Source organism: Ectopseudomonas composti (genome assembly GCF_001567565.1).
Classification (GTDB): Bacteria; Pseudomonadota; Gammaproteobacteria; order Pseudomonadales; family Pseudomonadaceae; genus Aquipseudomonas; species Aquipseudomonas composti_A.
Genome location: NZ_LSSW01000010.1, coordinates 26,430 through 38,515, shown reverse-complemented (window position 1 = coordinate 38,515; position 12,086 = coordinate 26,430). Strand labels below are relative to the sequence as shown.

Annotated in this window: 11 protein-coding genes; 7 read left to right on the top strand and 4 right to left on the bottom strand. The window is 61.3% G+C overall.

Features of this window, described 5'->3' with window-relative positions; translation table 11 throughout:
- Positions 1 to 850 (top strand): C4-dicarboxylate TRAP transporter large permease protein DctM (gene dctM, locus PCLY_RS02075; RefSeq protein ID WP_061237593.1); only part of this gene is annotated, 850 nt, incomplete at its 5' end.
- 206 nt (positions 851 to 1,056) lie between these two features.
- A complete protein-coding gene (locus tag PCLY_RS02070) occupies positions 1,057 to 1,728 on the top strand; it encodes a DUF502 domain-containing protein (RefSeq protein ID WP_061237592.1) in 672 nt (223 codons plus the stop codon).
- Here PCLY_RS02070 and PCLY_RS02065 read toward each other — a convergent pair.
- Positions 1,725 to 2,192 (bottom strand): Lrp/AsnC family transcriptional regulator, encoded by a 468-nt coding sequence (locus tag PCLY_RS02065; protein WP_061237591.1) that lies wholly within the window; start codon positions 2,190 to 2,192, stop codon positions 1,725 to 1,727. The two genes, PCLY_RS02070 and PCLY_RS02065, sit on opposite strands and share 4 nt — an antisense overlap.
- 127 nt (positions 2,193 to 2,319) lie before the next feature.
- On the opposite strand from PCLY_RS02065, the gene PCLY_RS02060 reads away from it, so the two are divergent.
- From PCLY_RS02060 to PCLY_RS02045, 4 genes are all read left to right on the top strand, one after another.
- The gene (locus PCLY_RS02060; protein WP_061237590.1) at positions 2,320 to 2,646 is read left to right on the top strand and encodes a hypothetical protein; all 327 of its coding nucleotides are present in this window, start codon (positions 2,320 to 2,322) and stop codon (positions 2,644 to 2,646) included.
- Between the two features lie 124 nt (positions 2,647 to 2,770).
- The gene (tfpB, locus tag PCLY_RS02055) at positions 2,771 to 4,555 is read left to right on the top strand and encodes a type IV pilus assembly ATPase TfpB (protein ID WP_061237589.1); all 1,785 of its coding nucleotides are present in this window, start codon (positions 2,771 to 2,773) and stop codon (positions 4,553 to 4,555) included.
- A gap of 323 nt (positions 4,556 to 4,878) precedes the next feature.
- A complete protein-coding gene (locus PCLY_RS02050; protein WP_061237588.1) occupies positions 4,879 to 5,133 on the top strand; it encodes an NfeD family protein in 255 nt (84 codons plus the stop codon).
- Positions 5,134 to 5,221: 88 nt separating this feature from the next.
- Positions 5,222 to 5,563 (top strand): DUF2388 domain-containing protein, encoded by a 342-nt coding sequence (locus PCLY_RS02045; RefSeq protein WP_061237587.1) that lies wholly within the window; start codon positions 5,222 to 5,224, stop codon positions 5,561 to 5,563.
- A gap of 105 nt (positions 5,564 to 5,668) precedes the next feature.
- Here PCLY_RS02045 and PCLY_RS02040 read toward each other — a convergent pair whose 3' ends face one another.
- The 3 genes from PCLY_RS02040 to desA form a co-directional block, all read right to left on the bottom strand.
- Positions 5,669 to 6,916: an OprD family porin gene (locus PCLY_RS02040; RefSeq protein WP_061237586.1), complete on the bottom strand. Its 1,248-nt coding sequence runs from the start codon at positions 6,914 to 6,916 to the stop codon at positions 5,669 to 5,671.
- A gap of 426 nt (positions 6,917 to 7,342) precedes the next feature.
- Complete coding sequence (locus PCLY_RS02035) at positions 7,343 to 8,314, bottom strand: sensor domain-containing diguanylate cyclase (RefSeq protein ID WP_061237585.1); 972 nt, start codon at positions 8,312 to 8,314, stop codon at positions 7,343 to 7,345.
- A 110-nt stretch (positions 8,315 to 8,424) separates the two neighbouring features.
- A complete protein-coding gene (desA, locus tag PCLY_RS02030) occupies positions 8,425 to 9,615 on the bottom strand; it encodes a delta-9 fatty acid desaturase DesA (protein WP_061237584.1) in 1,191 nt (396 codons plus the stop codon).
- Between the two features lie 168 nt (positions 9,616 to 9,783).
- On the opposite strand from desA, the gene dibA reads away from it, so the two are divergent.
- Positions 9,784 to 12,084, top strand: a complete 2,301-nt coding sequence (gene dibA / locus PCLY_RS02025; RefSeq protein WP_061237583.1) for a phosphodiesterase DibA — start codon at positions 9,784 to 9,786, stop codon at positions 12,082 to 12,084.
- Positions 12,085 to 12,086 lie beyond the last annotated feature (2 nt).

The window sequence follows — 12,086 nt, the reverse complement described above, 5'->3', positions numbered from 1 at the left end:
TACCCTGGGCATCCTGATTCCGCCGTCGATCGTGATGGTGGTGTACGCCGCCGCCACCGAGCAGTCGGTGGGCAAGCTGTTCATGGCCGGTGTAGTGCCGGGCCTGCTGCTCGGCCTGGTGCTGATGGTGGCGATCTACATCGTCGCGCGCATCAAGAAGCTGCCGGCCCTGCCGCGCGCCAGCTTCCGCGAGTGGCTGCGTTCCGCCCGTGAAGCGTTCTGGGGCCTGCTGCTGATGGTGATCATCCTCGGTGGTATCTACACCGGCATGTTCACCCCGACCGAGGCTGCGGCCGTGGCCGCGGTGTACGCCGGCTTCGTCGCCCTGTTCGTGTACAAGGACCTGAAGATCCGCGAGTGCCCTAAGGTGCTGCTGGAGTCCGGCAAGCTGACCATCATGCTGATGTTCATCATCGCCAACGCCATGCTCTTCGCCCACGTGCTGACCACCGAGCAGATCCCGCAGCAAATCACCGCCTGGGTGGTGGAACTGGGCCTGCAGCCGTGGCAGTTCCTGCTGGTGGTGAACATCGTGCTGCTGATCGCCGGTGCCTTCATGGAGCCGTCGGCGATCATCCTGATCCTGGCGCCGATCCTGTTCCCGATTGCCATGCAGCTGGGCATCGACCCGATCCACCTGGGCATCATCATGGTGGTGAACATGGAGATCGGCCTGATCACGCCACCGGTGGGGCTGAACCTGTTCGTCACCTCGGCGGTGACCGGCATGCCGCTGACGGCGGTGATCCGCGCGGCGCTGCCGTGGCTGATGATGCTGATCAGCTTCCTCATGGTGATCACCTACATCCCGGCCGTGTCCATGGCCCTGCCGAACTGGCTGGGGATGTAAGCGCTCAACGCAAAGACGCTACTTCGGTACCTTGTGTACCTGCTAAGCCCGGCCTCAGTGCCGGGCTTTTTTTGCACGTCATGAAAACCAGGCAGTCCGAGGAAAAGTGTTGTCGCCATTTTCCCACTCACGCAGCAGAGATGACTGCCCAGTACAGAACGTCCTGGCGTAAAGTCCCCCGGCACATTCATCAAGGAAATCGCGGCATGATCAGACGCAGCCTGAAATCCATCGTGACCACCTGGCTGACCGGCCTGCTGGCGTTACTTCCGCTGGTGCTGACCCTGGCGCTGCTCGCCTGGATATTCAGCCTGCTCAATCGCCTGGTCGGCCCCTCGACCCTGATCGGCCAGTTATTCGCGGCGCTCGGCCAACCCTTTTCCAGCAACGGCTACATGGCTTACCTGCTGGGCAGCCTGGTGCTGCTGGGCAGCCTCTACCCACTGGGTCTGGCCGTGCAACTGGGCCTGCGTCGCCCCCTGGCCTGGCTGTTCGACCACACGCTGCGCCGCACCCCGCTAATCGGCAATTTCTACAACCTGGCCGATCGTTTCGTTGGCCTGCTGGACAAGAGCAAGAACCCGGACATCACCACCATGGCCCCGGTCTGGTGCTTCTTCGGTGGCGATGGCGCTGCCGTGCTCGCCCTGCGCCCGAGTTCGGAAAGCGTCGAGCTGGAGGGGCGTGCCTACTGCGCCATCCTCATTCCCACCGCGCCGATCCCCGTCGGTGGCGGCCTGCTCTACGTACCGGAGCAATGGGTACGTCCAGCCGACATGGGCGTGGATCAGCTGACCAGCATCTATGTATCCATGGGCCTGACACCGCCAGGCAAGCGAGCGCAGCAGCAGAGCGAGCCCATAGTGGTAAAGCCCTAAGCAAGCGGCAAACTGGTGGTGGACTTGATCTCCGATAACGCGACGATGGAGTTCACCTCCTGGATACCGGGCACCAGCGACAGCTTTTCGAAGAAGAAACGCTCATAAGCCTCGATATCGCGCGTGACGATGCGCAGCATGAAGTCCACGGCGCCCATCAGCACATGGCACTCCAACACCTCGGGAAACTCGCGCATCGCTTCGGCGAACTCGGTCAGGTTGGAGCGACCATGGGCGTTGAGCTTGACCTGAGCGAACACCTGCGTGTGCAGGCCGATGCGCTTGCGATCGAGCAGCGTCACCTGCTTGCGGATAACCCCCTCCTCCTTGAGCCGCTGGATACGGCGCCAGCAGGGCGACTGCGACAGTCCGATGCGCTCGGCAATCTCGGCAGTGGAAAGCCCGGCATCCTCCTGTAGCAGGGCAAGAATGCGTTGATCGTATGAATCCAGAGCGACAGACATAAAAATTCCTAGTTAGCCTAATATCTAGGCAAGTCTATCCAGCGAAACGCGATTAACACAGAAAACAAGGCAGAACTTTTGCCGGAACAAGGCGGAAACTTAGGCAAAACCTGCCCGAGCCACCACCATGCCTGATACCACTGCGTTTGCCCTCGCCCCCCATCGCCGCGATCCCTGGCAGGATCGTCCCGACGCCTGCGTCGAGTACCAGCTGCGCACCGACGCCGAGGCGGATGTCATGTGCCGCCTGCTCGGCCTGTTCGCCCAACTGCAATTGCTGCCTGAAGCGCTGCACATGCAGCGCCTGCAGGATGACCTGCATATCAGCCTGCGCCTACCCGGTATCTCGCAGCACCGAGCGGGCGTATTGGCACAGAAGCTGCGCGGCCTGGTTTGCGTCTGGGAGGTGAGCTGGCAGCGCCTGGATCACAACCTGGTGACTGAGGTGGCCTGAAGCGGGCGCTCGGTCACGTCGGGCCCTTCGCCCTTGCAGCGCTTTTCGGGCATCCTAGCGAGGCTGAGAAGGTCGTTGAAAAGCGGCCTGCTACCCTTGTTCAGGCCGATCCCGAGGAACCCGCATGTCCGCCTTCACCGCTACCGCACCTGACCGTGTACTGGATCTCGGCGACCTGCTGCGCGAGCTGGTGGCCCAAGGCCGGGTCGAACAGGATGTAGCCGAGCAATGCCTGGCGATTCGTCGCAGCTCGCTGAACAACACCCAGCACCCACTGGAGTTTCTCGCCGCGCAGCAGGTCGACGATCTGTCGCGCCCGGGCAAGAAGCTCGACCTGGAGATTCTCACCGTCTGGCTGGCCAATTTCGCCGGCCAGCCGTATCTGCGCATCGATCCGCTGAAGATCGACGTACCGGCCATCACCCCACTGATGTCCTACGCCTTCGCCCAACGCCACAAGATCCTTGCAGTGGCAGTGGACAGCGAGAGTGTGACCATCGCCAGCAGCCAGCCTCTGGTACACAGCTGGGAAGCCAACCTGGTGCATGTGCTCAAACGCCGGATCAAGCGCGTGGTGGCCAACCCCAGCGACATCCAGCGCTTCACCACCGAGTTCTATCGCCTGGCCCGCTCGGTCAGCGGAGCCAACGCCACCGACCAGAAGATCAGCGGCGTCGGCAATTTCGAGCAACTGCTCAGCCTCGGCGCTCAGGATCAGGAGCCCGACGCCAACGACGCACACATCGTCAATATCGTCGACTGGCTGTTCCAGTACGCCTTCCAGCAGCGCGCCAGCGATATCCACATCGAGCCCCGTCGCGAGCAGGGCACGGTGCGCTTTCGCATCGATGGCGTGCTGCACACCGTCTACCAGTTCCCTGCGCAGGTCACTATGGCGGTGGTCAGCCGCCTGAAGAACCTCGGCCGCATGAACATCGCCGAGAAACGCAAACCACAGGACGGCCGGGTCAAGACCAAGACCCCGGATGGCAGCGAAGTGGAGTTGCGTCTTTCCACCCTGCCCACCGCCTTCGGCGAGAAGATGGTGATGCGTATCTTTGACCCGGAAGTGTTACTGAAAAGCCCGGACCAACTCGGCTTTTCCCCCGAAGACCTGCGCCGCTGGGCAAGCATGACCAGCCAGCCCAACGGCATCATCCTGGTCACCGGCCCCACCGGCTCGGGCAAGACCACCACGCTCTACACCACCCTCAAGCAACTGGCGACCGAGGAGGTGAACGTCTGCACCATCGAGGACCCGATCGAAATGATCGAGGGCGCCTTCAACCAGATGCAGGTGCAGCACAATATCGACCTGAATTTCGCCAGCGGCGTGCGTGCCCTGATGCGTCAGGACCCGGACATCATCATGGTCGGTGAGATCCGCGACCTGGAAACCGCAGAAATGGCGATCCAGGCCGCGCTGACCGGCCACCTGGTGCTCTCCACCCTGCACACCAACGACGCCCCTAGCGCCATCACCCGCCTGCTGGAACTGGGCGTGCCGCATTACCTGCTCAAGGCGACCATTCTCGGCGTCATGGCCCAACGCCTGGTGCGCACCCTGTGCCCGCACTGCAAGGCGCCGGTACAACTGGACGAAGACACCTGGAGCGGCCTGACGCGCCCCTGGAGCTCGCCACTGCCGACTCAGGCGCACCATGCCGTCGGCTGTCTGGAATGCCGCGAAACCGGCTACCGCGGACGCGCCGGGGTGTACGAGATCATGTTGCTCAACGATACGATCAAGCCGCTGATCAACGCCGATACCGATCTCTCCGCCTTGCGCCGCGCCGCCTTCAAGGACGGCATGCGCAGCCTGCGCCTGTCCGGCGCACAGAAGGTCGCGGCCGGGCTGACCACCATCGAGGAAGTGCTACGCGTCACGCCGCAGAGCGAGCAACGCTGAAGCTCGCGCACTCGCCTCAGCGCTCATCTGCGCATGCCGGGTGAACAGCTACCGGCAATCGCTGAACTGACTCGGCAACCTGCTGCTGCACAACTCAGCTCGGCGTACCTCACAACTGCTGTGCCGCCCCGAACGGCAGCGGCATAGGCCGTCCATGTGCCCAAGCGCTCATGAACCACCGGGCAACTGCCCACCTTGCGAAGGGGTCGGCGGCAGAGCGCCGGCAGCTGTGCTTAGATTGAGTGATCTGGCAATGGAGTCTATGCAATGCACATCGAAGGGCGATCAGCGAACACTCTGAGCATGGGTAGTCGCGTCCATCCATGATCACCTACCTGCAAAATCTGTCGTTTTGGGACTGGCTGGCCCTGGCCACAGTGCTACTGATTCTCGAAGTCTTCGGTGCCGGCGGCTACCTGCTGTGGATGGGCCTTGTCGCCATCTCTGTCGGCGCACTGACCTATCTGCTCCCCGACCTGCCCTGGGCGTGGCAGTTCCTGCTGTTCGGCGCACTGGCTGTGCTCTCCGCGCTGATCTGGCGGCGTTACCAGCAGCGCCCAGGCAAGGTGCGCAGCTGACCGGCCTGGCAACCGGCCATCGCCTGCAAGGAACCACCAGCGGCTGGCGTGACTCCTAGGTTAAGAGCCACCCCACAGGAGTTTCACCATGCGTGTAACAAGCCGTGCCGCACTGGCGTTCAGTGCCTGCCTGATCGCCCAGACCGCAGCAGCCGATGGCATGCTGCGCGATATTCTGTCCTCGGGCGCCACTACCGCCTCGACCTACCTGACCTTCAAGGATCGCAAGCTGGTCGCTGCCGCCGAAGAAGATGCCAGCAGCTTCGTCGCCAGCAACGGCGAGATTCGTGGCCCCCATCTGGAGGCGGCGATGCAGCAGTTGCGCAGCGCCAACCCGCAACTACAGGATGCCGACGATATGGCCCTGGCCAGCGCCATTCTCGCGAGCTCGGCAGCGCCGCTCGACGCTAGCGCAGCTGCTGCCCACTGAGGTAATTCACGCCCATAAAAAATGCCCGTATCCGCTGGATACGGGCATTTCTCGTTCAGCATTCGGGACTTCAGGCCTATGCAAGCCTCCCGAAAGCACCGCGCCTTACATCAGCGGCAGGGTGTAGCTGACGATCAGACGGTTTTCGTCGATATTGCGGCTGAAGTTGTTGCGCATAGTGGCGTTACGCCAGCGAACACCCAGGTTCTTCAGCGCGCCTTCCTGGAAGACGTACATCAGCTCGCTGTTGCGCTCCCACTCGCGGCCGTCAGAAACACCAGTACCACGATCAATGTTGTCACCGGTCAGGTAGCGGGTCATGAAGGTCAGACCGGGGATGCCGATGGAGGCGAAGTTAAAGTCGTAACGAGCCTGCCAAGACTTCTCGTCCTTGGCAGCGAAGTTACCAATCTGAACGTAGTTGACCAGGAACGGATCGGTACCACCGATATATGCAAAACCAGTGTCACCATCCATCTGTTGGTAGCCAAGACCGAACGAGTGGCCGCTCAGAGCATAGGTAACCATGGCACCGAAGGCCTTGTTATCCACATTACTTTGGCCATCATCAGTGGAGCGAGCGTAGCGCAGATCAGTTTTCAAGCTCTGCTTTTCGCCCAAGGGCAGCACGTGCACGAGATTGAAGGAATGCTGCTTGTACATATCCTCCAGGTTGGAATAGTAATAGCCAGCTGTCAGTTCTTTGGTCAGCTTGTAGTTACCACCCGCAAAGATGAACTCGTTACTCTGATTCAAACCCTTGAATTTAATGCCACTGAACGAGTAGGTGTTCAGCGTCATGTCTTCATAGTCTTGCGAATTGCGGTTATTTACCTCATCCAGGTAACCCGCATCCAGAGTAAGACCTTCAATTTCCTGAGAAACCAAGTTACCGCCACGGAAGATCTGCGGCAGCAAACGGCCATCGCTGGAGCCGATAGCCTGGTTTTTGAACTGCATCTGACCGACACGCAGAGTAGTTTTGGAAACCTTGGCTTTGGCCGCTACGGCGAGGCCGGAGTAATTGTCCTGGGAACCACCCGAGCGGTCTGGGACCAGCAGACCACTGCCTGCGGTACCATCACCCGAGTCCAGTTTGAAGCCATACATACCAATGGCATCAGCACCAAAACCAACGGTGCCTTCAGTGAAACCAGAGTTCATACGCAGAATGAAACCCTGCGCCCACTCTTCGGATTTGGACTGACCAGTGCCTTCACGAAAATCACGATTGAAGTAGAAGTTACGCGCTTCCAGGCTGACCTTGGTATCGCCAACCAGATCGGCGAAGGCTACTTGGCTCAGGCCCAGAGTGCTGGCGGCTACGGCCAGTGCCAGGGAGGTCTTTCTCATTATGTTTCTCTCCAGTGTGTTTAAGGTGACGCATCGTCCGGCACAGACTTCGGCACGAAGAGGCAGGCCGGAACGAATGGGGCATACGCAATCGCGAGCCATGAAGCGTCAGCGACCTGGCTCGAGCGGGTACGTGGAAATTTCAGGAAGAACAGAACAACAGCGAACGCAGCGATGCGACCGAAACAAGGCGGGCAGAATAATGCATGATGAGTGCTCTCTCGTCGTTGTTATTGTGCGTCGGCATCCTGGCCGGCATCGAACGAGGCAATGCAGTTAGCGCGCCAGCTTGGCGAAGCTGACGCGCAAGGCTTATAGAACAGCAGGTTACATTTTTTCTGCAGGTCAGTGAACGGACAATGACAGCGCCTGATCGGCAACTTTCCGCTCAAGACAACACGTCAACAGGCGGAAAATCGCCAACCGTCACCCCAGCACGATCTGATTCTTGCCCTGCCGCTTGGCCACATACATGGCGGCATCGGCACGCGCATAAAGCGCATCGAGACTGACATCCGTGGCCAACAGACTGGTCAACCCCTGACTGACGGTAATGCCGAAGCTGCGCCCCTCATGCACGAAACCGAGGCGTTGCACCTCACGCTGCAGCCGCTCTGCTACCTGCAAGGCCACGTCCTGCTCACAGCCGGGAAACAACGCGGCGAACTCCTCGCCGCCGATACGCCCGAACAGGTCGCCGCGACGAAGCGTGTTGGTACCGCACTGCGCCAGACGCTGCAGCACCTGATCACCGACCTGGTGACCGTACTGGTCATTGATCTTCTTGAAATCGTCGAGATCGAGCAGCAGAAACGCCAGCGGACTACCGAACCGGCACGCATGCTCGAACTCGCGGCGAGCGCACTCGAAGAAGTGACGCCGGTTGCTGCTCTGGGTCAGCACGTCGGTGGTGGCCAAGCGATGCAGCTCACCTTCGAGTCGCTTCTTCTCGGTGATGTCCTCGGCGATACCGACGATCACACTGCCTTTCCCCCCACCGGGACGGGGGCTGACAAAGCACTTGTCGCTGAGCCAGCGCAGCTGCCCGTCGGCGCGAATGATGCGGTACTCGCGAGACTCCACGGCGCCCGTCTCCAGCACCCTGGCCAGGCTTTCCGCAGCGTAATCCAGGTCATCCGGGTAGATGCTGTTACGCCACTCTCCGTAATCGGCCAGCAGCAGTGCGGCAGAGCGCCCAAAGATCCGTTCGTAGGCAGGGCTCACGTAAATCATCCGCTGCTCGCTCCAGTCGAACGCCCAGAGCACGGCATTGACGCTGCCAAGCAGGCTGCTGAAAAGCTGCTCGCGCGCGCCCAGACGCTCCACTTCGGCGCGGCTGTGCAGCAGCGCCAAAGTGAGTTCTTCCAGCTCGGATACAGCGTTATCCTTCTCGTCCATTACAGCAGCCATCCGTCCCTTGCCTCGCATTGAAATGAGCTTAGTGCGAGCCGTTGGACAAACACAAAGGCCCGCCAGTTCGGCGGGCCTTCGTTTGTAACGAGCGGCGGTCAGGCTGTCGCGCTGGACGGTCGCAGCGAGTAGGTCTTGAGCTGCTCGGCAAACTCACGCAGCGACTGGATGCCGCTGGCTTCAGCCTCGTGCACCCACTGTTTCATGGCTTCGAGCATATCGTGGCCGTTGCTGCTGGTCTTGACCCAGATCTGCTGCAACGCCAGGCGCTTCTCGTAGATCACCTTGAGTGCCTGGCTCTGCGCCAGCATGTCGGCGATACGCGCATGATGCTGCTCTTCCAGCAGGCTCGGTTCACGCGACAACAGGCGCTTGGCGCGATGGAAAAGATGACGAACGGACGCGTCGGCCTTGGCCACTTCCTGCTTGACCAGGGGTGCGATAACCAGCTTGCGGTACTGCGCCATGATCTGGAAACGGTTGTTGAGGATGGCCATGGCCGTGTCCATATCCAGGTGGCCCTTGCCTTCCACACGATGGGCGATAGGCGCGACACGCTGCACCTTGGCCAGGCCGAACAAACTGAACAACTTGATCCAGGCCCAGCCCATGTCGAACTCCCACTTCCTCACCGACAGCTTGGCGCTGTTCGGGTAGGTGTGGTGGTTGTTGTGCAGTTCCTCACCGCCAATGATGATGCCCCAAGGCACCAGATTGGTGGCAGCGTCGCGGCACTCGAAGTTGCGATAGCCGACTGCGTGCCCCAGGCCGTTGATCACACCGGCGGCCCAGAACGGAATCCACATCATCTGGATCGCCCAGACCGTCATGCCGAGCACGCCGAACAGCGCCAGGTCGATGATCGCCATCAAGGTCACGCCGCCAATCGGATAGCGGCTGTAGACGTTGCGCTCAATCCAGTCATCCGGGCAGTTCTTGCCGTAGATGCGCAAAGTTTCCTGGTTCTTCGCCTCTTCCTGATAGAGTTCGGCACCTTTGCGCAGCACAGTACTCAGACCCTTGATGACCGGACTGTGCGGGTCATCGACGGTTTCGCACTTGGCGTGATGCTTGCGGTGAATCGCGGTCCACTCGCGAGTGTTCTGGCCAGTGGTCAGCCACAGCCAGAAACGGAAGAAATGCTTGAGCGCGGGGTGCAGTTCCAGTGCACGGTGCGCAGAGTAGCGGTGCAGATAGACAGTCACGCTGACGATGGTCACGTGAGTCATCAGCAGAGTCGCAGCCAGCAGCTGCCAGACCGACAGGTCGAGTAAACCGTTGTACCACATGGGCGCTGTTGCCTCCTGATGGGGGAACGCGGCTTGTCCTGCAAGGACGAACCTGTTTGCATTATCCCTGACCCATGCCAGAAAACCAGTTGGTCTTTTAGATAAGAATGTTTCAGCACCACCGCGTCTATACTGACCGACACTTACAGGGAGCGTAGTTGCCCAGCCATGCGTATCGACACCGCCGCCTTGCGTCTGACTCTGGGCTATCTGCTGCTGGCCGGCCTGTGGATACTGCTGAGCGACCAACTGCTGACGGTGCTGGGCCTTTCCGGAGCGCAGCAGGAGCGCCTGCAGTCGCTCAAGGGGCTGTGCTTCGTGGTGCTGACCAGTACGCTGCTCTATCTGGTACTGCAGCGTCATGCCCTGCAGTACCGCCGCGCACGCCTGGAGCTGGCCGGCAACGAGGAACGTCTGCGCCTGGCTCTGGATGCCACACGCGATGGCCTGTGGGACTGGGACGTATCCAGGCGCAAGGTGTTCTTCTCCGAGGGCTACGCCAGACTGCTCGGCCTCACCCCGCAAACCCTGGGTGATACCCGCGAAGACTGGGCCTCACGCCTGCACCCGGACGACATGCAACGCGCGCTGCATGCGCTCAATGCCGAACTGAGCGATCAGCCCTACGAAAACATCTACCGCCTGCGCCACGCCGACGGCAGCTACCGCTGGATTCACTCGCGCGGGCGCCTGCAGCGTGACGAGAATGGCCAGCCCCAGCGTTTCATCGGCATCGCCAGCGACATCACCCAGCAGCGCGCCATCGACGACAGTCTGCGCCAGGCTGCGGCTGTGTTCGATGCCACCCAGGAAGGTGTGCTGGTTACCGATGCCGAGCAAAATATCGTGCACGTCAACCCAGCCTTCAGCCGTATCACCGGCTACAGCAGCGAGGAAATCCTCGGTCAGCACCCCAATCTGCTCAAGTCCGGCCGTCATGACGCCGCTTTCTATCAGAGCCTGTGGCACGCCCTGCAAAATCGCGGTGCCTGGAGCGGCGAAGTGTGGAACCGGCGCAAGAGTGGCGAAATCTACCCGCAATGGCAGTGCATCCGGGTGATTCATGACGAGCAGGGGCGCGTCAGCCACTACGTGGCCGTTTTCTCCGACATCACCGCACTCAAGCGTTCGCAGCGCGAGCTGGACTACCTGGCCCACCACGACCCGCTGAGCAACCTGCCCAACCGCCTGCTGTTCACCGAACGTGTCGCCCACGCCCTGGAGCGCAGCACGATCGAAGAGTTGCGCGGTGCGGTGCTGCTGATCGACCTGGACCATTTCAAGCACATCAACGAAAGCCTCGGCCACAACGTCGGTGACCTCCTGCTCAAGAGCGTCGGCGAGCGCCTGCTGCAGGGTCTACCTAACGGCTGCACACTGGCCCGGCTGGGCGGCGACGAATTCGGCTTGCTCAGCGAAAACTGCGCAGAAGCCGCCCAGGCCGCCGAGCTTGCGCAAGGCCTGCTGCACAATCTGGAAACACCCTTTCGCCTGGACGGTCACGAGCTCTATATCGGCGCCAGCATCGGCATCAGCCTGTTCCCTGAGGACGCCAACAGCGTCGAGCAGATCCTGCGCAACGCCGACTCTGCACTGTTCAAGGCCAAGAGCAGCGGCCGCGAGGGCTACGCCTTCTACGAGCAGGAACTGACCGACTACGCCCGCCAGCGCGTCGAGCTGGCCAGCAGCCTGCGCCATGCCCTGGACAACGACGAGCTGCGCGTTTACTACCAGCCGCTGCATGACCTGCAAGACGGGAGCCAGGTAGGCATGGAGGCCCTGGTGCGCTGGCAGCACCCGCAGCGCGGACTGGTCGCCCCGGGGGAGTTCATCCCGATTGCCGAGGACAACGGCATGATCGGCGCCATCGATGCCTGGGTGCTGGAGCAGGCCTGCCGCCAGATGGTGAGGTGGAATGCCGAGCGCAGCTCACTGCGCTTCGTTGCCGTGAACATTTCCAGTCGCCTGTTCAGTCGCGGTGAACTCGACCAGAAGGTTGCCAGCGTGCTGGCGCAAACCGGTCTGCCCCCCGAACAGCTGGAGCTGGAAGTGACCGAGAGCGCGATCATGGAAGACCCGGATGCAGCGCAGAAACTGCTCTTCCGTCTGCGCGCGCTGGGGGTGCGCCTGGCCATTGACGATTTCGGCACCGGCTACAGCTCGCTGGCGCGGCTCAAGCGCCTGCCGGTAGACAAGCTCAAGCTCGACCAGAGTTTCGTTCGTGGCCTGCCCGACGACCCCGAGGACGCCGCCATCGCCCGTGCAGTGATCGCACTGGGCAAGAGCCTGGGCCTCAAGGTGCTCGCCGAGGGTATCGAGCAACCCGCTCAAGCCAACTTTCTGCGTGAGCTAGGCTGCAACTATGGCCAGGGCTATCACTTCGGCCGCCCACAGCCAGTGCTCGCCAAATCCATCGACGCCGGCAGCCCGGGTGAAATGAAGGAAAGCCATCCCCGCAGCAGGAACTGAGC

Bases quoted from the DNA above. Each gene is read 5' to 3' on its own strand.
- PCLY_RS02045 (WP_061237587.1), top strand. From the start codon at position 5,222: ATGCGTGTAACAAGCCGTGCCGCACTGGCGTTCAGTGCCTGCCTGATC.
- PCLY_RS02035 (WP_061237585.1), bottom strand. From the start codon at position 8,314: ATGGACGAGAAGGATAACGCTGTATCCGAGCTGGAAGAACTCACTTTG.
- PCLY_RS02065 (WP_061237591.1), bottom strand. From the start codon at position 2,192: ATGTCTGTCGCTCTGGATTCATACGATCAACGCATTCTTGCCCTGCTA.
- dibA (WP_061237583.1), top strand. From the start codon at position 9,784: ATGCGTATCGACACCGCCGCCTTGCGTCTGACTCTGGGCTATCTGCTG.
- PCLY_RS02070 (WP_061237592.1), top strand. From the start codon at position 1,057: ATGATCAGACGCAGCCTGAAATCCATCGTGACCACCTGGCTGACCGGC.
- PCLY_RS02040 (WP_061237586.1), bottom strand. From the start codon at position 6,916: ATGAGAAAGACCTCCCTGGCACTGGCCGTAGCCGCCAGCACTCTGGGC.
- desA (WP_061237584.1), bottom strand. From the start codon at position 9,615: ATGTGGTACAACGGTTTACTCGACCTGTCGGTCTGGCAGCTGCTGGCT.
- PCLY_RS02060 (WP_061237590.1), top strand. From the start codon at position 2,320: ATGCCTGATACCACTGCGTTTGCCCTCGCCCCCCATCGCCGCGATCCC.
- PCLY_RS02050 (WP_061237588.1), top strand. From the start codon at position 4,879: ATGATCACCTACCTGCAAAATCTGTCGTTTTGGGACTGGCTGGCCCTG.
- tfpB (WP_061237589.1), top strand. From the start codon at position 2,771: ATGTCCGCCTTCACCGCTACCGCACCTGACCGTGTACTGGATCTCGGC.